The organism is Sphingopyxis sp. H053 (assembly GCF_001468225.1).
In the GTDB taxonomy this organism is placed as follows: domain Bacteria; phylum Pseudomonadota; class Alphaproteobacteria; order Sphingomonadales; family Sphingomonadaceae; genus Sphingopyxis.
In genome coordinates this window covers 448341-470365 of the sequence record NZ_LNRU01000001.1, presented here as the reverse complement: position 1 = coordinate 470365, position 22025 = coordinate 448341, and the positions used below count along the sequence as shown (strand labels likewise).

Genomic DNA, 22025 nt, shown 5'->3' with positions numbered 1-22025 from the left:
CGTCGGCGCCCCGGCGGACGCATGATCGGTTCATGCGAACCCTGCTCCTCGCCGCCGCCCTGATCGCCGCCCCCACCGCGGCGCAGGATTCACCCTGGGTGGGCGAATATAGCCTTGCCGAAGGCCCCGATGTCGGCGGTGGGCTGCTGATCCGCAACGACGGCCGCTTCCAATATATGCTCGCCGCGGGCGCGCTCGACGAGCAGGCCGAGGGGCGCTGGGAAGCGCGCGGCGACATGGTCTGCCTCACCACCGACCCGAAACCCATACCGCCCGCCCTGGAGAAGGGCGCGTTGATCGAGGTGGAGGGCGCCGTCCCTACCCTGCTCGTCACCTGGCCCAACGGCAAGGGCGTCCCCGGCGTCGATTTCACGATCGGCTTCGATAGCGGCGACCCCGCCGAGGACTATACCCAGGTTTATGGCTGGACGATGCCCGAGGACGACAGGCGCATCCCGCGCTGGATCGAGGTGCGCGAACCGATCTACGGCATCACCGCGCCGCGCTTCATTCTCGCCGAAGCCGATGGCGGCAAGTTGCACGTCATCATCAAGCCCAACGATATCGGCGTCGTGAATTTCGAGGGCGCCTGCGCCGAAAAGACCGAACGCGGCCTCACCCTCCACCGCGCCGAGGGCGATATGCGGTTTCGGCGTCTGGGCGGCGAGTAGCTGTATCGCTCAAGTGACCGCTTTGGGGGTGGAGAGCTGCCGTTGCTCGATTTTCTTTCGTCATCCCGGACTTGATCCGGGATCCCGCTTTTTTGACGGACGGACTGGCTTCGACCTCAAGCGGGACCCCGGATCAAGTCCGGGGTGACGATGATTGATAGGACAGCTTCCGGTCGAAACCGGCCAACCCGACCTGAGCACCCTTCCCCCTTGCACTCGCCCGCCAAATGAGTCACATCTTTACGTGAACGTAAAGGTAAAGCACCCGCGAGAGGATAATTCCCCATGACCCTTCCGACCTTCGACACGATCAAGCTCGAACTCGCCGACCATGTTGCGACGATCACGCTCAACCGCCCCGACCGCCTCAATTCGATGCCGCCCGCGATGGCGGACGATATTCGCGAAGCGCTCGATCATCTGCCGGGCCTCGGCGCGCGCGCGTTGCTGATCACCGGCGAAGGCCGCGGTTTCTGTTCGGGCGCCGACCTGGCGGGCGATCGTTCGGGTGGCGGCGCGGTCAGCGGCGGGGCGCGGAGTCGTAATGCGCTGCGCGGTCATTATAATCCGATGCTGCTCGCACTCGCCAACCTCGACATCCCCGTCGTCGTCGCGGTCAACGGCCCCGCGGCGGGCGTCGGGTGCAGCTTCGCGCTGTCGGGCGACTTCACCATCGCGGGCAAGAGCGCCTATTTTCTGCAGGCCTTCGTCAACATCGGCCTCGTCCCCGACGGCGGCTCGTCGTGGTTGCTGCCGCGCCTCGTCGGCGTGCCGCGCGCGTTGCAGATGATGATGCTGGGCGAGAAGATTTCGGCCGACCAGGCGGCCGACTGGGGCATGATCTATAAATGCGTCGACGATGCCGAGTTGCTGACCGAGGCCAAGGCGCTGGCAACGCGCCTCGCCAACGGCCCAACGATCGCGCTCGGCACGATGCGCAAGATCCTACGCGACGGTCTGACACAGGATTTCGCAACCACGCTCGACGCCGAAGCCAAGGGCCAGTTCATCGCGGGCGGCACCGCCGATGCGATGGAAGGCATCATGGCGTTCCAGCAGAAGCGCAAGACCGAGTTCAAGGGCAAGTAAGCAACCGTCGCCCCAGCGGAAGCTGGGGCCGCTATCGTTCATCCTGAACGCGAGCGATCCCGGCTTTCGCCGGGATGGCGACCCAAGCTACTCCGCCGCTTCCTCGACCATCACCTTCTTGTAGATGCTCGTGCGCGGATAGGAGCAGAGGCGCATCACCATCGGCTCGAAAAACTCGAGCGGTTCGCTGTCGTAATCGGGGTCGAACGCCGGCGCGTCATATTTCTCGCAGAATTCGGCGCACGCCGCATAATGCGGGCTGTCGCGGAACTGGTCGCGCATGTCGCGGTCGAGCCCAAGATAGTGGAAGAAATAATGGCCCTGGAACACGCCATGATGCTGGACGATCCACAGATTTTCTTCTGACAGGAAAGGCTTGAGGATCGCCGCCGCGACATCGGGATGGTTGAACGCACCGAGCGTGTCGCCAATGTCGTGGAGCAGCGCCATCACGACATATTCCTCGTCGCGGCCATCGCGGTGCGCGCGCGTCGCGGTCTGCAGGCAATGTTCGAGCCGGTCGACCGGAAAGCCGCCATAATCGCCGCCGAGCAGCTTCAGATGGTCGAGGATGCGCTTGCCATTGTTCGGCGCGAACTCCTTCTGCTCGCGCGCGATAATGTCCCAATCCTGTTGTGTTCCGTCGATCATCGACCGGAAAGTGGCGTGATCGTGCGTCATCTCGTTCATGGCAGCCTCTCCCATTTTGAGAAACAGCCTATCCTATTCGTTGTTATTTGCAACGTTATAGGTCTTCACCTCGGCCTGCGTCAGGCAGCGCCGCGTCGACTTGTCGTCGGCGTTCGCCAGCGCTTTCTGCTGATACATGACCTCGGTCAGCAGCTTGCGCGACACCCCCATGCGGATCAGGAAATCATTGTCCTCGCTCGCGAGCAAAGCGGCATCCTGTTCGATGTCGCCGATCAGCTCCTTCGTCGCGTCGGTGCCCATCGCGACGCTCATGTCGATCGCGCTGCGGTCGCCGGTGCGCGTGAACATATGGACGATGAACAACCCGCCGGGATCGATCACGCGCGGCTGGCCGCCCATGAAGATGAAATTGCACGCGCTGAAACAGGCCCAGCCCGCCGGGATGCGTGTCGTGAGGCCAAAGTTCGAGCGAATGATCCGCCCCGCGGCATTGCCCGCGCGCGCGTCGCCGCCGGGCGAGCGCAGCCAGACTTCGCTGACGTCGGGATTGGCGGCAAGCGCCGCCTTCAGCCGGTCGGGCAGCCCCGCATCGATCCGCCCCTCGGCGAGCAAGACCTTGCCGTTCTTCTTGGCAACGGGGGTCAGCTTCATCGTCGGGTTCGCCGACCAGTCGGGGGTCAGCGGGCAGGTCGGGTTCGCGGGGTCCATCGCCGGCTTGGCAGCGCCGGTCAGGCACGCGATCAGGCCCGCCGCCGCCGCGACGCGAAACGCGTTACGCCGCGAGGACATAGCGCGCCTGGCCGGGGCCCTTGCACATCCGTTTCGACACGCGCGTTTCCTCACCCTCGACAATCACGATATCGGTGACGCTCATGCACTGCGAGCCGTCGGCGAGCTCATTCTTTGCCGCGATGGTCGACGATCCGCTGACATTCTGACGCGTCTCGCTCGTCCAGTTCGCGGTCGCGCCGACCTCTTCGCCGCGCGTCACCTCCTCGGTCGCCGCCGCCGCCTGCACCTGTTCGGCGGGATCGAGGCGGCAGGCGATGGCGTCGGTGAGCGTCCCGCTGACCTCCGAAATCGGAACATAGCTATAGACACCGGCCTTGCTCGCCGCGCTGCCGATCGCCTCGTTGAGCACACCGCCCAAAATGCTCCGGCCCGCACTGCTGCCCTTCTTGCCCTTGGGACAGCCGCCATTGCCCTCTTCGCTCGGTTTCGGCGCGGGCGTCGTCACCTTGCGAAGCAGGCTTCCGAACTGCGCCTGAGCCGGGGTGACGGCCAGCAAGCAGGCTGCCAACACCGCGGGAGTCGCGAATATTTTCCGCATCATTTGATCCACCTCCGCCGCGCCCGAAACCGGGCTATCCAGCGACCCTCTTATTGACGGTTCATGCCACCCGCTGTGATTTTCATCAACTCTGCAACTTATGTCATCCAGACAGGTTGAATTAAGGCTGAATATGTCACAGTAACGCCGCCATGCTCTCGCAAAAAACCCGCTATACGATCCGCGCGTTCCAGCACCTTGCCGACCATTGGGGCAAGGGGCAGGTGCAGCTTGCGGATATTGCGGAGGCGCAGAATATCCCGCCCAAATTCCTGACCGTGATCCTGTCCGAAATGGCGCGCGAGGGGCTGCTCATCTCGCAGCGCGGGCGCGACGGCGGCTATCAGCTCGCGCTGCCCCCGATCGACATCAGCTATGGCGATCTCGTCCGCCTGACGCGCGGCTCGCTTGCGCTCGTCCCGTGCGCCGCGCGCAACGCGCACGAACATTGCAAGAATTGCCTGCCCGAATCCGAATGCCGATTGCGCAGCCTGATGCTGAAAGTCCGCGACGACACCGCGTCGATCCTCGACCGCATCACGCTCGCCGACCCGATCGCGCTGGAACCCGTGTTCGAGAAGGACGAGGCGGCCGAATAGCCACCGATCAGCTGCGCAACAAAAAAGGCCCGCTTTCGCGGGCCTTTTTTGTAATGGTGGAGCCTAGCACCATATTTTCTTTATACATCTCAGTTCGTTACTGTCCTTATTTCCTATCTTTTCGAGTACTTCTAGAACGTGTATGATCGTCTCGCTCTTTCGTTATTTCCGTAAATTCGCGTCAAAGTGTGGGAAAGATCGTGGGAACAAAATTATTGCCTAAAGTGACAGATAAGGACGAACATGTCCGGCCTCACCTTTCTCCGCGTTTCCAAAGCCAAGCCCGGCGTTCATAGTGACGGTAAAGGTCTTCTGCTGCGTGTGTCGCCGCAGGGCGCCAAATCCTGGGTTCTCCGTGTTCAACATCAAGGCAGGCGCCGTGATTTCGGCCTAGGCTCCGTCGACTGGGTGACGCTGGCGGACGCACGCGCCGAAGCGGCTCGGCTGCGGGCAGACATCAAGCGTGGAAGCGAGCCGATCGCCAGGATTACGCAGCGCGAGCAAAAGGCAACACGCATCGCCGCGTCCGCCGACAACGCGCATGTCCTTTTTCGCGAAGGCGCGATGGACACGACCATCCCGGACGACGCAGCGGTCATTAATGTGATGGTCTGTCAGTCCCCGATCCCGCTGCGCACCTCGACCAACCCGACGCTGATGGTATCCGTGCCTGGACGGCAGTCCGTCTTCGGCACCTTCTTCAACAATCTGCGGACCTGGTGGCTGACGCTCGACCGCCATTGCGGCGTCTTCATCATCGCCGGAGGGCCGCCGAGGCTCACCAACTCCACCATGCCCGCTGACGCCGCGCAGGTGATCAACCGCCAATATCTGGTCCAGCACGGCAACAGCCTGACGGTCCGCTACATGATTTGCGACGATCCCGATCTGGACGACGACCTTGAATGGGCCGGCTACCGCTTCGAGCGACGCACCACCCACGGCGCGCGCTGGCGCAAGGCCGAAGCGGAGGCTTAGGGCTTGCTCTCCGGCATCGATGCCAGCACCTGCTCACGCTGATGCCGAGCCATCAGGAACGCGAGTATTAGCAGGCTCGCGAGCTTCGTCGCCTCAAAGAAGGTGTCGACCACCTCGAAATAGGTTTCGTCCGGACGCTGCGGATCGTGGCCGCTGATTTGGAAATAGGCCATTCGCGTCTCGTCATCGGTGCGGGCGATCGACACGTCGAAATGGCGCCCCGACAGGTGAACAAAATCTGATGTTCGCTCATACACCGGGCTGATCCACGGATGACTTGTGGCCAACCTCTCCCGCAGATAGGCGTCCGACATCTTCTTACCATCCCGATCCTTCAACCTCACGCCGATCCCCGCCATGTCGAGCGAGTCTCCATCGATCGCGATCGCCCGTCCGCTAATGTCCTGCGCATGTGCGGACAGAGGGAGGATTGCAGCGAAGATCAGAAGAGCCAATTTCATTCGCCCATTCATACCCTGCCCCGCTTACCAGATTCTTGCGATTTCTTCACGATACCGACGGCCCGCTGCGCTGGCGGCCGATCTGCCAGCTGACGCCTTGATCGCGCATGATTCCGGCCACGGGTTTGCCGACTTGACGCTCCAGCACCGGGCGCCAGGGAACAAGCACGAAATCCCGTGAACGCTCGACGAGCGCGTGGCGACCGCTCAGAAGGTCGACCGGACCGACTAGGCGCCCCTCGATCCGCTCGCCATGCCGAGGCTCGGCAAAGGGCTTGCCGATCTCTCGCGCCAGCACGTCAGCCCTGCTCCGTATCTCGAGCTGGCAGAGCTCATCGAGCGCGCCATTTCGTACAATGACCCGCTCGCCCTGACGCACTGCAAAGCCCCCGTCGAGGAGCCACTGCCGGCGAATAGCCAGCGCCCCACTGGTTTCCTTGCCGAAGCCGGCTTCGCGAAGCGGAAGCTGCGTATCGGCGACGAGTTCTCGATCGAGCCAGGTCGCGGCTCGCGCCTCGACAATCCGCTCGATTGGTTCGGGCGATAATATCTCGACGGTGACGGGCTGATCGCGTGCACGCGCTACCTCATACGCAGCGGCGCGTTCGAGATGATCGGACGCTATATGCCAGGTGCCGTCGGGCTCGCGCTGCGTACCGCCGCTCATTCGGCGCATCGCTTCGAGCCGCCGGACATGCGCCTCGGCAAACTCCTGCGAGGCGCTCGGATCGAACCGAAGATGCGCATCGACCGTGTAGCGCCCGCCATTTGCGGCAGCGACATCGGCGACCGTTCGGTCGGCATCGCGCACGGTGGGCTCGACAGGAACGATTCGCACGATCGCGCCCGGCGGACACGACGGAAGCCGTTCGTCCTTCCCCGCCTCGACATAATGCGACCGCCCATCGGTCGCCTCGACGATCAGGTAATGCCGGTCGGCATGTTCGTCGGACAGGCCGCGCTCGACGATCCGGCCGACCAGCGATGCCGTCCCGGGCACAGACGGATCATAGATCGCTTGGTCAGCCACCGCGAGCGCCACGCCACGCTCGGAATAGGCACGCTGCATCGTGCGGATGATATCGCCGCGTTCGCCCATTTTGCGGAGCACCGGCTCGAGGTCGGACGCAAGTTTCCAATGCGCCGCACCAAGCTGCGACGCGAGCCCGAGCCGCTCGAGCTTGCGCAGCCGCCCCATCCGTATCGTTTGATCGAACGCGCCGCGCGCCTTTGTGCTGACAAGAATATCGTCGCCGCTTTCGCGAAGCAGGGCGCGGTCGATGCTCGTGAAACGCTCCTGCTCGACTTCGGCGCGCAGCCGCTGCTCGATCGCATGGTCGGTTTTCGGACCGAGATCGAGATCGACAAGCTCGCACGCGCGCTCGCGAAGGCCATGCCCGATATAGTCGCGCGCGATGATCAGATCCTTGCCCCGATCGTCCTTGCCGCGGACGATGATATGGGTGTGCGGGTGCCCGGTGTTGAAATGATCGACCGCGACCCAGTCGAGCCGCGTCCCGAGATCCTCCTCGGCACGCGTTATCAGCCGCCGCGTCAGCGATTTGAGATCGTCATATTCGAGGCCATCTTCGGGCGAGACAATGAAACGGAACTGGTGACGATCGCCCCTGCTCCTTTCGAGCCAGTTCGCGCGATCGACCACATCGCTCTCGGCGCCATATAATCGCCCTCGCTCGCCATCGCGCTGCGTGCCGTCGCGCTCGACATAACGCAGATGCGCTTTCGCCCCGTCAAAGCCCGGGCCGCGGAGACTGACCGTCCGCGCCTTCACAATGACACGGCGATTACGGAAGGCGGCATAACGATCACGCGCCGAAAGCACGCGGCCCGTCCCTGCACCCCGGCCAATGCGCGCACCGGTGAATTTCGACCGAGCTGCCGGTCTTGCCGCGCCGCCGCGCGCCAAGTTCGCGGCGGCGAGAACGCGGTGCATGAACTTGCGTCCATGCCCACCCTTGCCCTTGGCACGCATGCGGCCGAGCCGCGGTTCGAGCTCGTCGTCGGACGCCATCGCCGGCCGATCCTTCCTGCAAAGGACCGAGCATGATACAGCGGGACGCCGATGAAAATCGGTGCCGCCTTTCCCGGCGGAAAACCGCAGAAAACTGCCGCACCGGCACTGTCGGCGCCGAAACGGCACTGCTGAAACTCGAAAAAAACGATGTGCAGACAAAGGCTTATGGCGCCAACGGTGCCATAGCTTCTTTATCTTGCCTTCCGGATTCCTAGGCCCCCGACCTTTCCGTCATCGCCCTCTCAGTCGAGAAGCGGGCCACCCTCCTCATCGTCCGCCACCTGCCTTTCGACCATCCGGTCCAGCTCGCGGCTCACGCTTCGTTCGTAGGACGCACTATCGACAATGACCGTTGGCGCGTCATGCTCCGGCTCTTTTGGTGGCAATTCGGAACATCCAACGCCGAACGCCATGACGCCTATCATAAGCGGAAGCCTGAACTGCATCGTCGCTCTCCCCCATTTGAGACATGACGGCCGCGCTGCGCTGTAACGACTTGTCGCGCCGTCATTTATAAGACGAGCGGCACGCCTTTCCCCGCACAAGGAGAGCCAAAAAAGCTGCGCGGCGCGGCAGCTTTGGCCACCGCACCGCGCGTCGTTCAACATCATTCCGTTATCGTTGCAGCGCCGCATGACGCGCGATCAGCAGCGCCAGTTCGCGCTCGATCTGCCGGATTTCTCGCTTGTTGGTGGACGCTTTGAGCTCGGCGCGCAGCTCTTCGATCTGGGCTTCGACGGACATTTGAACCTCCTCTTTTCACGAAAATATGAAGAGGTTTCCGGCGGCGGGCGTACCGGGTCAGGGACCGCGAAGCGGCCGCGCAGCGGCGATGGGGGCAACGATTTTGCGCAGCAAAATGGTGGGGCCCCGTCGTCCTTGACGCGGTGCGCCCGCCGCCGGATCATCGGCCGGTTTTGAGCTGAGACCTTCCTCCCTCGCGGAAAAATGCCCCGCGCCGAAAGATCGGCGCGGGGCATTCGGTCAATCGCCGGGGTTCCAGATGATCGCGAACGCATCGTCGTCGTCCTGCCCCGCCGCACGGCCGAGATTGGCGTAGAGGGGCCGACCGCCGAACAAATCGGGATGCGCGAAGGTGAGCCGGACATATTCGCGGCATGACACTTCGCCGGTCCGGATCCAGCCGCCGCCGATGTCGACGGTTCCCGCGCGGACCTTATAGTCGGGCTGCTCTCCGACCTTGCCGCGATTGGGGGTGATCTGGATGTCGATATTCACCGAAAGCGTCTGCAACTTGCCCGTGAAGCTGCCGTCCTGCTGGCGCCGGACAAATCCGATGGCTGCCATGTTTCGTCTCCTTGGTTTCGCACCCGGACCCGTTCCGGGCGACGGGGATGCCAAGGGACGACGCTCGCCGGGACCGCGAACCCGAAGGGCCGCAGCGCTAGCGGAGGACCGGAGCGGCGAGCCGATTTGAAAGCGAAGCGGCCGCGAGGAGCCGGGCGAAGCCCGGCGGGGAAATCGGTTCGACCGCGATGGTTTTGCGGGCGCGGCTGCCGTCCCAGGCCAATCCCCCGCCCGTGTAAGGGAGCGAGTGTGTCATGGGAGGCATAGGCTGCTTGCGGATTCGGGCGCGCCGCACGTCTTGTTCATGGGGATGGTGCGACGTCTTTGCGATCAGGGAATATGCCGCTACAGCGCGCTGGTGTGGGATGAGATGACGATAGCGAGAGAAATCGAGAGACTGGTGGCGCGACTGGAAGGGGTCGCGGTGTGCGACCTCTGCATCACCGACCGGCTCAACCTGTCCGTGCCGAGCCAGGCCAATGTCGTGACGCGCGCCCTCGCCGGCGCGCGCGGGTTCGAGCGTCAACGCGAGGCTTGCGGCCTCTGCAACAAGACGAAGACGGTGATCCGCCACCGCGCCAAATAGATCAGGTTTTGGCGCGGCTCCGCGCGGTCTTGGGCGCGGGCTTGCGCCCGCCGCCGCGCCCCTTGGTGCCGAGACCGATGGCCTTGGCGAGCGCGCGGCGCTTCTCGGCATAATTGGGCGCGACCATCGGATAATCCTTGGGCAGGTTCCATTTGGCACGATACTCATCGGGCGTCATGCCGAAGTTCGTCATCAGATAGCGGCGCAGCATCTTCAGTTTCGCGCCGTCCTCGAGACAGACGATATAGTCGGGCTTGATCGACGCGCGTACCGATACGGCGGGTTTCTGTTCCTCGACCGGAGCGGCCGCCTCGCTGCCAAGGCCCGCGAGCGCGCCATGCACGCGCCCGATCAGATCGGGAAGATCGGCGATGCCGACGCTGTTGTTCGACACATGCGCCGCAACAATATCGGCGGTGAGCGTCAGCAGCATATCCTGTGTTTCGTCGGCCATTATCGGTCTCCTTCGAGCAGCGCGACTAGCAACGGCTTGAGGAGAAACCAAGATTATTCGAACGCTAACCATCGCGCCGCATCGCCGCTTGCGGCGCGCGGCGCGCCGATTTTTTTGCAGCAAAAAGGGCGGCGGAAATCCGCCGCCCTTCTCAATTCGCCGGATCAGGCTGCGAGACGTTCGGCCTCGACGGCCTCGGGCGCGGCCTCGACCGCGCCGCCGCGCGCGGTGTAGGCGGCCTGCGGGAAGCGCATCCACCGCGGCACCCATTCCTCGACCTTCTGGCGGCCGGCGGTGCCGTCCAGATGATCGCGGATGATCGCCTTCAAGGTCGCACCCTTCTCCTTCGCATTGGCGGCGGCGACATGGCTTCCCGCGACCTCGGCGACGATGGCGGTGAGTATTTCCTTATCGCGAAGCCCTTCGAAAAAGGCGTCGTCGGCGCTCCATCCCTTGGCGAGATCGACCCCCAGATGCGTGCCGACGACCTCGACCGACTTGCTCCCGCTCGCGAGGGTTTCGCCCATGACGATGGCGACGACGTCCATGACGGCGCGCATCGGCAAGTCGACGAGCCGCATAAACAGCGCTGCGATGCCGGTATCGGCGCCGCCCGTCACGCACGCTTCCTCGGGCGAGAAACCGAGCAAGGCGAGCACCGCGCGGCGCTTCGCGTCGAACACGGTTTCGGCGGCGCTCGTCTCGACGCTCTCGCGCACGTCCTCGTCTTTTGCGCTCTGCGGCTCGGTTTTCACCGACCACAAAGGCGAGCCGCAAATCGCGTGCGCGACCATCAGGCGCAGCGCGACATCGGCCTTGCCCGCGAGCGCCGCGCGCACAGCGGCGTGACGGTGAAGATCGACATAGGTCTGCATCCGCGAGGTGAGTTCGGGGCGCTGAAGCTTGGCCTTGGTGTCGATGGCCTCGCCCTTGTCGAGCCGCGCCGCCTCTTTCGACGTGACATAGCCCTCGTGGAAGACGACCTCGCCGCTGTCGCGGATATCGACATAGATGCGCCCGCCCTTGCGCTTGGTCGCCTTGCGATATTCATAGGCGTGGAAGCGTTCGCTCGGGCCGAAGGTGACGACGTCGGACCATCCTTCGTCCAGATAAGTTTCGCGCCGCGTGTCGATTTCGGCGTTTTGGCGCGCCCAAAAGGCATCACTGTCGGCGAAATAGCGATCGTCGCCGAACAGGTCGGCGATGATGGCAAAGCCGCTCGCCTCGACGTCGAACAGCGCATGTTCGGCCTTGATCGCACCGCCGCCGAACAGCCACGCCTTGAGCGACAGGCCGGTCGGACAGCGGTCCGGGTTCTCGTCGTAGAGCGCGAGCCAGGCGCGCTGCTGGCTCTTGGTCGCGAGGGTCAGCTGCTGGACGGTCCCATAGCGAATATCGTCATTCTGATAGAGGCTGCGGATGCGCGGCAGGAGGTTGCCGAGGGCGAGGATGCGCTTCACGCCGAGCTCGGGAAGCCCGAAGGTTTCCGAGATTTCGGCGATGCTGCGCCCCTCGCGAACCAGCCGCGCGAAGCTCGCCCATTGGGTCACCTCGTCGGCATCGCGGCGCGCGACATTCTCGATCAGCGATGCTTCGAGCGCGGCGGCGTCGTCGCTCTCTTCGAGGATGGCGCACGGCAGCGGTTCGGCCTCGCCGCGCTCGGCGGCGACGATCAGGGCGGCGGTATAGCGCCGCGCGCCCGCGACGATTTCATGCTCGCCCTCTTCGCCATTCGCGCGAACGATCAGCGGAACCAGCACGCCGCGCTTGCGGACGGTCGGCAGCAAATCCGACACGTCGGGCAGCTTCTTGGCGTAACGCATATTGGCCTTGCTGATCGACAGCTTGCCAAGATCGATGAATTCGAGTTTCATTGTCTTACTCCTAGTGAGGGCCGGTCCGTCGGATTTTGCGATTGGGCGGACCGGCTTTCGGATTGGCGGCGAACGGCCGCCCGCGTCATCCGCCAAATGGCGGAAGCTCGTCGTTCGCCGCGTTTCCGACGCGGCGCAGCAATCTGTGGGCAACGACAATCGATCCCGCGCGGCGCGACCAAGCGGCCCATGTCGAAATCGGATGCGGCGTTGAAAAATATAGGTCGCGCTCGATGCCGAGGCCGAACGGCAACCGGACGGAAGCCAGTTCGGAGAGGCTGAACGAGCCGAGTTCGGGGCAGCCGAAACCGAGGTCGGCAAGCCCGAACAAGGTATCGCCATCCTCGGCCAACTCGGTTGCGAGCCATGTCGCGGCGCCGACCGGATTGAAGAATTTGACGACCGGAACGAAGTCGGGTTCGTCGGCGCCCGCAATGACGGCGGCGACGCGCGCCGCGTCGTTGGCGCGCAGCGCCGCGTGAAGTTCGGGGGTCAGGAGCATCATGCCGCGAGCCTCCGCTCGGCGACCTGTGCCGCGTCGTAGCGCGCGAGCAGCCAGTCGGCGGCGCGGCTCGCCTGACTCGCGGCGCGGAAGATGGCGCGATGATCTTCCTTCAATATGGCGAGCCATGTGCCAAGATAGTCGGCGTGGCGCACGGTCGGTTCGATGCCGAGCGCGGCGCAGAGGAAGGCGCTGCCCATTTCGGCGACGAGTTCCTCGCGGCCATAATCCTTGGTGCCCGATGCGGTCAGCGAAGCGCGGTTCAGCCGCTTGGGGTGGCCGGTCGCATGGACGAGTTCATGCAGCGAAGTGCAGTAATAATCTTCTGCCGAGACGAAGGCGGGGAGCGGCGGGACGCGCACATAATCTTTGCTGGGCACATAAAAGGCTTCGCTGCCGCCGATCAGATATTCGACGCCGGATGCCGCGATCACCGCCTCGGCGACGGGCGAGATTTCATGGGCGGCGAGCGGCGGCGGGTCGATCCCGAAACCGGGGCGAAGCCCTTCGCACTGCGCGACGTTGAACACGGTGAAACTTTTGAGGAAGGGCACTGCGCGCGCGGCATCGCCGTCACGCGCCGCGCGCGCGGCCTCGCCTTTCGGTGTGAATGTGTCGGCATAGACGACGGTCGTTCCGCGCTCGCCGCGCTTGACGCTGCCGCCCGCATTGAGGGCTTGGCGGAAGGTCAGCCAGCCTTGCGCGGGCCAGCGATGCTCAATGACCGCGCCCCAAAGAATGAGGATATTGATCCCCGAATAGCAGCGCCCGGTGATCGCGTTGCGCGGCAAGGCTGCGTCGGCGCCGCCATCGCTGCCCCAAGGCTTCACCCAAGGCACGCGGCCCGCCTTGAGTTCGGCGATGATGCGCTGTGTAACTTGCCCATAAAGATCGGCGCGGCCGGAACTACCGCCGGAAGGCTTGCCCATGACTTCTGCTCCATCCGCCACCCAAAACCCCATGGGCCTCCCCCGGAGTGGGGGTGGGCGGCGAGATGCGACCAGCAGGGCGCGGCCAGGAAGGCGGACCGCACCGGAGGCCGGAGCGAAGCGAAGGAGCCGAATGGCTTGCGGCCCGCCGGGCCGCGCCCAGACGGGCGCGCCGCCCACCGCCGCGACGGCGGGAAGGCCCGACAAGAACGTCGCTGCGCAGCAGCGGCAACATGAAGATGGGGGCGTTGCGGGGGCGAAGCCCCCGCAGAAGGGGTACGGCCAGACCGGGGCGCAGCAGAGGGCTGGCCGTCAGGGGAAGGCTTTCCCCTCTTTCAAAATGTCACGAACGATTGAGAATGGGGCCATCCGCGCCTGCCGGAGCCATCGATCTGGCATCCTCCGTATCGATGTTCTATGGATGTTCTTATCGAGAAAGCGATCTACCGCCTAGGCGGGATGAATCTAGCGCAACCTATCCTATATGGCTGGGCGGGAAAGGACGCATCACTATGGACGATCCGTTGAAATCGATCCGCCACCTCATGGAATCGCCGATCACGCGCGCGATGCGCGAAGCCGGGCTCGAGGGCTCGCGCCTGGGCGCGCTAAGCGAAGTCGCGAAGCTGCGAAATCATGACTTCGATGCGATCACGGGCGCATTCATGGGCCGGTCGGTTGCCGCGGAAGCACTGCTCCCTAAAAGCACGATTCTCGATGACCTGGCCCGGGGCCGCAGTCCGCTCGACGAGGCGATGGAGCGCGCGCTCCAACTTCACGATCCGTACAGCAGCTATGGTCAGGCTACGCAGGAAATTCTCAAATCCTTAATCATCGGAAAGGCGCACGACGCGCCTTTCGCCCGGGCGATGGTTGTGGCGACGAAAATGGAGGAAGCGCTCCAGAAGGAATTGCTGCCGAGCAGCCGTATCTTCGCGATCACGCAGCGCCTCGGCGATCCGACCGGGCTCGCCGCCCTCCAGGCGTCCGACCGCGCGGCGCTTGGCATCAGCGCCGCAGGCCAAGGCGCGTTCGAGCGCGCGCGTCATTGGTCAGATGGGCTGACGCACTTCAAAGGCGCCGATCTGTCGGCGCTGATCGGCGGAGGAGATCGCATCGGGAAGGAGATCGATGCCATCCGGCTCGCTGCAGGCGGACTTGCGTCGGCCTCGCATATGCTGGCCGGCGCCGACGATCGTCACGCCGGTATCCGCGCCATGCTCGAACCGATCGGCGCCAAATTCTCGATCTTCGGCGGGGCGATGGACGTTCTCGGCTCCGCGTCGATGGGCAGCCGCGCCGCGTTCGACGCAATCTTCGGCGGTTATAGCGCCTTTCACGCGCCGACCGACCGCGGCTTTTGGGCCGATCCGCACGAACGTGCGCATTATTATCGCGACCAGGACGTCGATGAAGGGCTCATCGACGCCGACGCCGCCGAAACGGTGGCGATGCTCGTCGAGAGCGGCGTGACCGAAGGCGCGCGGACGCGGCAAGGGACGATCACGGCGGTCATCGAGGTCGGGCCGATCAGGTTGCGGATCGCGGCCAGCCGTCCGCGCGCGGGCGCCTATGCGGCGATCGACGCCTTCGAGGCGCGGCTTCGCGCATTCGTAACGGCCATGCTCGAACCGCTCGCCGGCCCCAAATGGTTCGTCCAGCGCGTGCCGGGAGACATTGTCCGCAAGGCAAAGGAACGCCGCCAGGAAGCGATGCGGGCGGGCGAAGCCTCTATGCCGCTCATTCACTATACCGACATCGGCGACCTCCTCGCGATCATCCTGCGCAGGGACAATTGGGAACAGATGTTCGAAGCGATCACCGACCATCGCGACTGGTTGCGGACCGACCTTGAACGGCTGAATGCGCTGCGCCGCCCGACAATGCACGGACGGCCCATCGACTCGGTCCAGCTTGGCGAAGCCGTGCTCACGATCCGGCGGCTGACCGGCTGGATGGAGCGTGACGCAGACTGGCTATCGGGCTGGGATGACGACGCGTAGCTCCTAGGCGGCGAGCCACCACGGGAAGACGGCGGCGCCAACATAGGCGGCGCTTTCTGCACCACAGCAGTCATGTAAAAGCAAACGCGCCCGATCTGTCCGATCGGGCGCGCAAAGCGGTTCAGATTGTCGTCAGCGCGCGGTGCCGCGCAAAATCAATCGCAGGCGGCGAGCAGCGCCTCGGCCGACTGGCGATCGTCTTCGCTCAGCGCTTCGTCCTTGCGCGCCGACGGACGCGCGATACGCGCGACCATCTCCACGACGTCGTCACGGCCATAGCCGTAGCCGTCCCAGCGCTGATCGATCAGGTCGACGATTCCCGGTGAATACATCGCTGACATTCTCAAGGACTCCTGCACAAAGGATAAGGCGCCAGCCTTAGCTAGCGCCCTCTCGTTACCAACTATCTAAGATCCGGGATAAGGATGCGCAAGCCGTCACGACTGCCGTCCGACGCAGGCCGATCACCCCCCGCCGCATCAGTCGCATTTTCCAGCTATCGCCAAGACTCGCCCCCATCCGGAACCCTTGGCAGGCAGGCCTAGGAGCAAAAGCCGCGTGCGACAAGCAGAAATCGCGAAGCCGTTGCACCGTGCGTCATGATCGGCATAAGAGCAATTGGGGGAGAATCATAAATAATGGCTGGGAATGATTTCTACAGTACCAAGGTTGGCGACGTCCTGCGGATCGTTTTTCCTGAAGGAACAAGACTAGGCCGTGAAGATGATCCGGATTGGAGTGAACATCCTCCTTTCGCGGCCGACATTTTCGCATTTTGCGCTTATCTGATCCAGCTCAACGGCCTGATGGGCTATTATGACCCCAATCCGGCGGCCAAGACCGGCTATCTCGGCAACGAGCCGCTGCGCGTCGTGCTGACGAGCGAAGATCGCGCCACCTGCCACGAGGCGAGCCGCGCATGGCGCGAGGCGCCCGAGAAATTTCCCGAACCGCCGAAACTTGTCGAGACGCTCTGGAAGGATATCGTCGCCGCGGCGGGCGATTGCATCCGGGTCAAGAAAGTCCAGAAGGATCACAAGGCGGCAGCGTCGGAGAAGATGCAGAGCAGCCCGGCCTGGTGGCGCGCGCTCTTCATGCTGCTCGTGATCGCCGACGAGGCGTGCGAGGGCATCGGCCATTTCTATGCCCCCGGCTCGCCGGATGCCCCCGTGAACAACGTCCCCGATCTTCGCCTCTTCGACGCGCGCATCCGCGACATCCGCCGGCGCGAGGAAGAAAAGAGAGGCGCCCATATGATCCGCGCCGAAAAGGATGTGGTGACGCTATGCGGTTTTGCCGACCGCCACGTCGTCTGCGTGCAGCCCAAAGGACGCGTCGCGCAGATCGGCTGCTCGGTGCGAAACCTGTCGCGCAACCTCGCGCTCACCGGCCCGGTCGGCGTGGTGCGCTGCAACTGGCAGCAACTTGTCCAGAATGCAGACACCGCCGATTTGCGGCGGTCGCTCAACATCCTGCTCATACCGATGCCCTGGGAGATCAACGCCTCGGCTTTCCATCCGACGCGGCACGAGGGATGGGGCAGCTTCGATATCCGGCAGGACTGGCTGCCGACGCAGGCGAGCGGCGCCCTCTGGGACGAATTTTACGGCCGGATCACGGCGATCATCGGCGAGGCGCTGAAGGACACCGACAATATCGATGCGATCGTCTTTCCCGAAATGGCGCTCACCTATCCCATCTTCAAGGCACTGTTCGAGGCGATCAGCCGCGACGACAAGAGCCTGCTGCCGCGTCTTCAGTTCATGGTCGCGGGTTCGTCGAACAATTGCGACAAGGAAGTCGGCAACTTCGTCCTGACCGGTATCCGCGAGAATAATCTCCTTCCCGCGGACGCCGGCAAGAGCCGCCTGATCCGCGTTTTCAGCCAGCGCAAACATCATCGCTGGAAGCTCAACAAGGACCAGATCGCGAGCTATGGCCTCGCGTCCGCGCTGATGCCGTCGATCCCCTGGTGGGAAAATCACTGCATCGAATCGCGCGAGATCAACTTCTTCCAGTTCCGGCGCGATGCCGTCTTCGCGAGCCTCATCTGCGAAGATTTGGCGCGTAGCGATCCCTGCCACGACATCATGCGATCGGTCGCGCCCAACCTCATCTTCGCCTTGCTGATGGACGGCCCGCAGCTCGCCAATCGCTGGCCGGCGCGCTATGCGGGTTCGCTCGCCGACGATCCGGGCAGCACCGTCATCACGCTGACGAGCAACGGGCTCGTCCAGCGCAGCAATCATCAGTTTACCGACCGCAAATCCCATAGCGTCGGGCTCATCCGCGACGGCCGCGGTACGACGCGCGAGATCGTTCTTCCTCCGGGGCATCAGGCCATTTTGCTGACGCTGGGAACCGAGCAGGTGGTCGACCACACGATCGATGGACGCCAAACCACCAATTCTTCCGAATGGTATTATATCAGCCAGACGCCGATCCGGGCCGGCTGAGAGACGGGTCGATGAGCCGGCTGGCATGGTAAAGATGGACGCGAAGCACTCGCAGAAGGGGTACGGCCAGATCTTGAGGCTCGCCGTCGGCGGAAGCCGTCCCACACTGAAGCTTTCAGATGGCAACGCCCTCCAATAGGTCCGGAAAGGAAGCGAAGCGCCAATAAAGTTGCGCTTTTTTAGCGAGCCATGCAAACTCGCTCTCGGGGAGGGGCTTATGACAGAATTGCCTGACATGCTTTGCAAAGGCGAGGCATCGCGATTGTTTCCCGTGCTGTCCGAGAATTCGAAAGAGGGCCGGACACTTTCCATTTTCCTCGCCTGCCTCGAAAATGTCTCGGCCTTCGGCCGGACGTTGCTTGGCGGGCTCGGCGTCCGCATCGGGGCGCGCGGCAAGATCGACACCTTCACCGAGGTCGAGTTCAAAAAGTCGCCCGGCGACAAGAAGGACCGGCCCGACGGGCTGATCATCGTTAAGACGGGCAAGAATGTCTGGACCGCGCTCGTCGAAGCGAAGGTCGGCAACGCAGTCCTCACGAACGAGCAGATCGAATCCTATCTCAATCTCGCCAAGGCGAACGGTATCGACGCGGTTATCACGCTTTCGAACCAGTTCACGCCGCTACCGACGCATCATCCGCTCAGCATCAGCCCGGCGCTGACGCGCAAGGTCGACCTGTTCCACTGGTCGTGGGGCCATGTCATCACCCAGGCGCAATTGCTGCGCGATCAGGATGAGGTAGAGGACCGCGAACAGCTGATCCTGCTTTCCGAGCTCCAGCGCTTCCTCCTCCATCACAGCTCGGGCGTGAAGGAGTTCGATCAGCTCCCGACGGCTTGGTCCGATCTCTGCTCGACGGTCGCGGCGGGCGGCCGCATCGGCGTCCGCGATCCGAAATGCCAGGAGGTCGTCGGCGGCTGGCACCAGGCGCTCGACCGGATGACGAGTATGCTCAGCCGCCAGATCGGCGATCATGTGAAGGTCGCGATGGCGGCGGGCGAGACGCATGACCCCGTCAAGCGGCAGAAGGGGGCGCTAGCCGACCTCTCGGGCACCGCCTGCCTCAAGAGCGACATCATCGTCCCCGACGCCGCGGCGAAAGTGCAGGTCAGCGCCGACCTCCAGAAACGCGTGCTCGCCTTCCAGATGCGGCTGAAGGCGCCCGGCGACCGGCAATCGACGAAGGCGCGCCTGCGCTGGCTTTTGAACCAGCTCGCCGACGCCGATCCGAATGAGCTCCATATCCGCCTGGCCTGGCCGGGAAGTTCGCCCGCGACGCAATATACGCTGGCGGCGCTCCGCGACGATCCCGCGCTCGCGTCGCGCGACCGCCCCGACATGGCGCCGCATGCGTTCGACATATTACTCGTCCGCGAGCTTGGCGCGCGCTTCGCGCAGCCGCGCAACTTCGTGGCCGAATTGCTGAATGCGGCGGCGCATTTCTACGACAATGTCGCTTTCTATCTTGCGGCGTGGCAGGCAAGGCCCGGCAAGATCGCCGGCGAGAAGCGCGAGCCTGCGTCGGTCAGCACCGAGGCGCTGCGCGACCAGGTCGAACAGGAAGCCCTGCAGCGGACGGGATGAACCGAACCGCCCCGCCCTAGAGGACCGATTTGGAGCCGATCACCGCCCAGATAAATCTCCGCCCGCTCCGCGTCGGCTTTCTCGTCGATCCGGGCAATCGCGCGATGCTGTCGCGCGTGATGCGGCTCGCGACCTGCATGTGGGGCGGGATGATGTGCCCGATGATTCCCGCGATGCAGCGCGTCCCGCGCATCTGGCGGGAAGAGGCGCGCGGCGCCAGCGGCCGCGCGATCGGCCGCGGCATTCTTCGCTTCTTCGAGCCCGACATCTTCGTCGAGACCGCCGCGGGCCAAGCAGCGGCGATGGGTCTCGATACGAGCATCTACCGGGACCAGAAACGTTACCGCAGCTTCGCCTCGCTCGTCCGCAAGGACATCGGGCTCGCGGCCGATCTCGACCTCGGCGTGAGCATGGCGCATCTCTACGATCATTTCTATCGCACCGAGTTCCAGTTCGAGCGACGCCATGCGCCGCCGGTATTCGATTTCGCTGGCGGAACGCCCGAAGCCGCCGCCTTTTTCGAAACCGCGTTCGGACAATTTCCGAAGCGCCGCGACCTCGCCTATTTGCGCTCGATCTACCGCGGCGCCCTCGCCGCCGAGGAGGCCGAGCCGGGCGCCGGGACCTGGCTCGACATCATGACGCGCCGCGCCGATTGTCCGCTGCAATTCACCATCCGGGACATTGAGACGCGTTTCGACCGGCGGCGAGATCCCGCGATCTTCATCTTCGATCCGCTCAGCCCGCACGACGCGATCGACTTCTGGAACTTTCGCATCGGCAAGCCCGACGTCGTCCCGGTTAACGCCAACTGGATCGAGCAATCGCGCGACCTCATCCTCCGCTTCGTTCGCGCCAGCTATCGCCCGCTCCCCACCAATCCGAACGGCATCATGATCGACACGACGATCCATGTCGGCCGCTCGCTCGACCTCGAGCAGGTCGTGAAGCAGCTCCGGCTCGGCGAGGCCGGACTTCCGCAGGACAGCGTCGGCCTCACGCGCTGGTATGAGGCGATCTGGACGCAATCCGACGAGAGACAGGGCCTTCCCCCGAACCGGACGATCCTCTCGGTCAAGTCGCGCGACGTGCAGCTGACGCCGAGCGACGGCGGGCGCGCGGCGATCCGCTTTCCGGTTCAGGCACCCGATTTCGATGCACATCAGCGCGGCAACGGGCCAAGCTGGGTCAATGCGCTGCGGATCCGTCAATATGGCTCCGATACGCTCGCTGTCGCCCTGCCGTCGGCGGCGCTCGGCGGGCGCTTCGGCTATCCGAGCCACGCGCCCGGCGACCAATATTTCACGCGCGAAGGCCATGTGACCTTTCACCATTATGCTTCGGACGAAGGCTATGCCGACCTGCCGAAGCGCGAGGAGGCGATCATTGCCTGGCTCAAGACTGAAAAGATCGCGGCGACACCGTCCGAGGCCGGGCGGATCGCATCGCAGGTAATCGAGGCGGTCGGCGGGCTGAGCCGGGTTCAACTCCTGGGCGAGCGCGTCGTCGTCGAGCTGCTCGACAAGATGGCGCGCAGCCGCCGCGACTGGCCCGACGGGTCGAGCGACGAATATCAGGATCGCACGGCGAGCGTCGCCAAATGGACGGCTGCTCTCAATCAGGTTTGCAAAGGTGGCCGGGCCGGCTGGAAGACGCTCGACAGCTATGTCGAGGCCGGCGTGCTGAAGCTGGGACTAACCGCCGCCTGCACCCACTGCGGCAAGGAAAATTGGTACAGTCTCGACGACATCGCTGCGGTGATCGCGTGCAGCCGCTGCCTCAAGAGCTTCGCCTATCCGCAAGGCAAGCCGCTTCGGCGCGAAATCTGGAAATATCGCGTCGTCGGCCCCTTTGCGACACCACATTATGCCGAGGGCGCCTATAGCGTGGCGCTTACGCTCCATTTTCTGCGCAACGAAATCCGCTCGATGAGCGACTTCACCTATGCGACGGGGCTCGATCTCGACACCGGCGACGCGAAGCTCGAGACCGACTTTTTCGCCTGGCACGGCAGCGACGGCATCCGCCATGCGCAGCGCGACCCGGACACCTTCGTCGGCGAGTGCAAGAGCCTCGGGAGCGATGTGTTCAAGTCCAAGGACATCGCGCGCTTGAAAGCGCTCGGCGCCGCACTTCCCGGCGCCTATCTCGTCGCGGCGACGCTCAAGGACGAACTCTCGGCGGAGGAAACGGACCGGCTGCGCAAGCTTGCGGCATGGGGATGGCGCAAGAAAATCCCCTCCCCGGTCATCGTCCTCACCGGCATCGAGCTGTTCGGCGAGGGGCCGCTCAGCCGGATATGGCAGGATGCCGGCGGCCGGCGCGCCGAGATCATGGCCAATCACCGCCACATCTTCGATTTCAGGACGTTCGCGGATGCGAGCCAGCAGGCCTGTCTCGGTTTCTCCGACGAGGAGGTCGCGCGGATGCGCTACTGGCGGCGGCGCCGGCGCTAAACGCTCCGCCCACCCTCCATGGTACGCCCGCATTGCGCCGGATCCGCAATATCTCGCC

General features: G+C 64.1%; 22 protein-coding genes. 9 read left to right on the top strand and 13 right to left on the bottom strand.

Annotation, left to right across the window (positions count from 1 at the left end):
- Positions 1 to 32 precede the first annotated feature (32 nt).
- Both ATE70_RS02140 and ATE70_RS02135 read left to right on the top strand, forming a co-directional pair.
- Positions 33 to 671, top strand: a complete 639-nt coding sequence (locus ATE70_RS02140; protein WP_058536296.1) for a hypothetical protein — start codon at positions 33 to 35, stop codon at positions 669 to 671.
- 285 nt (positions 672 to 956) lie between these two features.
- Positions 957 to 1760, top strand: a complete 804-nt coding sequence (locus tag ATE70_RS02135; RefSeq protein ID WP_058536295.1) for an enoyl-CoA hydratase-related protein — start codon at positions 957 to 959, stop codon at positions 1758 to 1760.
- Positions 1761 to 1847: 87 nt separating this feature from the next.
- Here the strand turns inward: ATE70_RS02135 and ATE70_RS02130 are convergent, their stop codons facing one another.
- From ATE70_RS02130 to ATE70_RS02120, 3 genes are read right to left on the bottom strand one after another with little or no spacing between them, the layout of a single operon-like run.
- Complete coding sequence (locus ATE70_RS02130; RefSeq protein WP_058536294.1) at positions 1848 to 2450, bottom strand: HD domain-containing protein; 603 nt, start codon at positions 2448 to 2450, stop codon at positions 1848 to 1850.
- 33 nt (positions 2451 to 2483) lie between these two features.
- Positions 2484 to 3200: a hypothetical protein gene (locus ATE70_RS02125; protein ID WP_058536293.1), complete on the bottom strand. Its 717-nt coding sequence runs from the start codon at positions 3198 to 3200 to the stop codon at positions 2484 to 2486.
- The gene (locus tag ATE70_RS02120; RefSeq protein WP_231732554.1) at positions 3184 to 3744 is read right to left on the bottom strand and encodes a hypothetical protein; all 561 of its coding nucleotides are present in this window, start codon (positions 3742 to 3744) and stop codon (positions 3184 to 3186) included. Before ATE70_RS02120 ends, ATE70_RS02125 begins: the two co-directional genes overlap by 17 nt.
- 149 nt (positions 3745 to 3893) lie before the next feature.
- Between ATE70_RS02120 and ATE70_RS02115 the strand changes: the two genes are divergently transcribed.
- Together ATE70_RS02115 and ATE70_RS02110 are read left to right on the top strand one after the other, a co-directional pair.
- Positions 3894 to 4340, top strand: a complete 447-nt coding sequence (locus ATE70_RS02115; RefSeq protein WP_056369487.1) for an RrF2 family transcriptional regulator — start codon at positions 3894 to 3896, stop codon at positions 4338 to 4340.
- Positions 4341 to 4583: 243 nt separating this feature from the next.
- Entirely contained in the window at positions 4584 to 5318 is a 735-nt protein-coding gene (locus ATE70_RS02110) for an Arm DNA-binding domain-containing protein (RefSeq protein WP_058536292.1), read from the top strand.
- Here the strand turns inward: ATE70_RS02110 and ATE70_RS02105 are convergent.
- The 5 genes from ATE70_RS02105 to ATE70_RS02090 form a co-directional block, all read right to left on the bottom strand.
- Positions 5315 to 5773, bottom strand: coding sequence for a hypothetical protein (locus tag ATE70_RS02105; protein WP_156419732.1), 459 nt, complete (start codon positions 5771 to 5773; stop codon positions 5315 to 5317). The genes ATE70_RS02110 and ATE70_RS02105 overlap by 4 nt on opposite strands.
- Positions 5774 to 5825: 52 nt before the next feature.
- Entirely contained in the window at positions 5826 to 7811 is a 1986-nt protein-coding gene (gene rlxS, locus ATE70_RS02100) for a relaxase/mobilization nuclease RlxS (protein WP_058536290.1), read from the bottom strand.
- 245 nt (positions 7812 to 8056) lie between these two features.
- Entirely contained in the window at positions 8057 to 8260 is a 204-nt protein-coding gene (locus tag ATE70_RS02095) for a hypothetical protein (RefSeq protein WP_058536289.1), read from the bottom strand.
- 169 nt (positions 8261 to 8429) lie between these two features.
- Positions 8430 to 8558: a hypothetical protein gene (locus ATE70_RS25590; RefSeq protein WP_269433264.1), complete on the bottom strand. Its 129-nt coding sequence runs from the start codon at positions 8556 to 8558 to the stop codon at positions 8430 to 8432.
- 240 nt (positions 8559 to 8798) lie between these two features.
- Entirely contained in the window at positions 8799 to 9122 is a 324-nt protein-coding gene (locus ATE70_RS02090; protein WP_058536288.1) for a DUF736 domain-containing protein, read from the bottom strand.
- Between the two features lie 400 nt (positions 9123 to 9522).
- Here ATE70_RS02090 and ATE70_RS02085 point away from each other — a divergent pair, with 400 nt between their 5' ends.
- Entirely contained in the window at positions 9523 to 9708 is a 186-nt protein-coding gene (locus tag ATE70_RS02085) for a hypothetical protein (RefSeq protein WP_058536287.1), read from the top strand.
- Between the two features lies 1 nt (position 9709).
- Here the strand turns inward: ATE70_RS02085 and ATE70_RS02080 are convergent, their stop codons facing one another.
- The 4 genes from ATE70_RS02080 to ATE70_RS02065 form a co-directional block, all read right to left on the bottom strand.
- Positions 9710 to 10162 carry a MucR family transcriptional regulator gene (locus ATE70_RS02080; protein WP_058536286.1) on the bottom strand — a complete coding sequence of 151 codons (453 nt, stop codon included), beginning with the start codon at positions 10160 to 10162 and terminating at the stop codon, positions 9710 to 9712.
- 164 nt (positions 10163 to 10326) lie between these two features.
- The gene (locus ATE70_RS02075) at positions 10327 to 12036 is read right to left on the bottom strand and encodes a ParB/RepB/Spo0J family partition protein (protein WP_058536285.1); all 1710 of its coding nucleotides are present in this window, start codon (positions 12034 to 12036) and stop codon (positions 10327 to 10329) included.
- 85 nt (positions 12037 to 12121) lie between these two features.
- Positions 12122 to 12541, bottom strand: a complete 420-nt coding sequence (locus ATE70_RS02070; RefSeq protein WP_058536284.1) for a DUF2958 domain-containing protein — start codon at positions 12539 to 12541, stop codon at positions 12122 to 12124.
- Positions 12538 to 13467 (bottom strand): ArdC family protein, encoded by a 930-nt coding sequence (locus ATE70_RS02065; RefSeq protein ID WP_082639292.1) that lies wholly within the window; start codon positions 13465 to 13467, stop codon positions 12538 to 12540. Before ATE70_RS02065 ends, ATE70_RS02070 begins: the two co-directional genes overlap by 4 nt.
- A gap of 512 nt (positions 13468 to 13979) precedes the next feature.
- On the opposite strand from ATE70_RS02065, the gene ATE70_RS02055 reads away from it, so the two are divergent.
- Positions 13980 to 15470, top strand: a complete 1491-nt coding sequence (locus tag ATE70_RS02055) for a Swt1 family HEPN domain-containing protein (RefSeq protein ID WP_058536281.1) — start codon at positions 13980 to 13982, stop codon at positions 15468 to 15470.
- Positions 15471 to 15625: 155 nt separating this feature from the next.
- Here ATE70_RS02055 and ATE70_RS24665 read toward each other — a convergent pair whose 3' ends face one another.
- On the bottom strand, positions 15626 to 15811 hold the full coding sequence (locus ATE70_RS24665; protein ID WP_156419733.1) for a hypothetical protein: 186 nt from the start codon (positions 15809 to 15811) through the stop codon (positions 15626 to 15628).
- Positions 15812 to 16108: 297 nt separating this feature from the next.
- On the opposite strand from ATE70_RS24665, the gene ATE70_RS02050 reads away from it, so the two are divergent.
- From ATE70_RS02050 to ATE70_RS02040, 3 genes are all read left to right on the top strand, one after another.
- Positions 16109 to 17926: a hypothetical protein gene (locus tag ATE70_RS02050; RefSeq protein ID WP_058536280.1), complete on the top strand. Its 1818-nt coding sequence runs from the start codon at positions 16109 to 16111 to the stop codon at positions 17924 to 17926.
- A gap of 217 nt (positions 17927 to 18143) precedes the next feature.
- Positions 18144 to 19511 (top strand): hypothetical protein, encoded by a 1368-nt coding sequence (locus ATE70_RS02045; RefSeq protein ID WP_058540020.1) that lies wholly within the window; start codon positions 18144 to 18146, stop codon positions 19509 to 19511.
- Positions 19512 to 19540: 29 nt separating this feature from the next.
- Entirely contained in the window at positions 19541 to 21967 is a 2427-nt protein-coding gene (locus tag ATE70_RS02040; RefSeq protein ID WP_058536278.1) for a hypothetical protein, read from the top strand.
- Positions 21968 to 22025 lie beyond the last annotated feature (58 nt).

Coding starts and splice junctions, on each gene's coding strand:
- ATE70_RS02045 (WP_058540020.1), top strand. CDS start 18,144: ATGACAGAATTGCCTGACATGCTTTGCAAAGGCGAGGCATCGCGATTG.
- ATE70_RS02130 (WP_058536294.1), bottom strand. CDS start 2,450: ATGAACGAGATGACGCACGATCACGCCACTTTCCGGTCGATGATCGAC.
- ATE70_RS02075 (WP_058536285.1), bottom strand. CDS start 12,036: ATGAAACTCGAATTCATCGATCTTGGCAAGCTGTCGATCAGCAAGGCC.
- ATE70_RS02095 (WP_058536289.1), bottom strand. CDS start 8,260: ATGCAGTTCAGGCTTCCGCTTATGATAGGCGTCATGGCGTTCGGCGTT.
- ATE70_RS02115 (WP_056369487.1), top strand. CDS start 3,894: ATGCTCTCGCAAAAAACCCGCTATACGATCCGCGCGTTCCAGCACCTT.
- ATE70_RS24665 (WP_156419733.1), bottom strand. CDS start 15,811: ATGTCAGCGATGTATTCACCGGGAATCGTCGACCTGATCGATCAGCGC.
- ATE70_RS02090 (WP_058536288.1), bottom strand. CDS start 9,122: ATGGCAGCCATCGGATTTGTCCGGCGCCAGCAGGACGGCAGCTTCACG.
- ATE70_RS02120 (WP_231732554.1), bottom strand. CDS start 3,744: ATGATGCGGAAAATATTCGCGACTCCCGCGGTGTTGGCAGCCTGCTTG.
- ATE70_RS02050 (WP_058536280.1), top strand. CDS start 16,109: ATGGCTGGGAATGATTTCTACAGTACCAAGGTTGGCGACGTCCTGCGG.
- ATE70_RS02110 (WP_058536292.1), top strand. CDS start 4,584: ATGTCCGGCCTCACCTTTCTCCGCGTTTCCAAAGCCAAGCCCGGCGTT.
- ATE70_RS02140 (WP_058536296.1), top strand. CDS start 33: ATGCGAACCCTGCTCCTCGCCGCCGCCCTGATCGCCGCCCCCACCGCG.
- ATE70_RS25590 (WP_269433264.1), bottom strand. CDS start 8,558: ATGTCCGTCGAAGCCCAGATCGAAGAGCTGCGCGCCGAGCTCAAAGCG.
- ATE70_RS02070 (WP_058536284.1), bottom strand. CDS start 12,541: ATGATGCTCCTGACCCCCGAACTTCACGCGGCGCTGCGCGCCAACGAC.
- ATE70_RS02065 (WP_082639292.1), bottom strand. CDS start 13,467: ATGGGCAAGCCTTCCGGCGGTAGTTCCGGCCGCGCCGATCTTTATGGG.
- ATE70_RS02125 (WP_058536293.1), bottom strand. CDS start 3,200: ATGTCCTCGCGGCGTAACGCGTTTCGCGTCGCGGCGGCGGCGGGCCTG.
- ATE70_RS02135 (WP_058536295.1), top strand. CDS start 957: ATGACCCTTCCGACCTTCGACACGATCAAGCTCGAACTCGCCGACCAT.
- ATE70_RS02055 (WP_058536281.1), top strand. CDS start 13,980: ATGGACGATCCGTTGAAATCGATCCGCCACCTCATGGAATCGCCGATC.
- rlxS (WP_058536290.1), bottom strand. CDS start 7,811: ATGGCGTCCGACGACGAGCTCGAACCGCGGCTCGGCCGCATGCGTGCC.
- ATE70_RS02080 (WP_058536286.1), bottom strand. CDS start 10,162: ATGGCCGACGAAACACAGGATATGCTGCTGACGCTCACCGCCGATATT.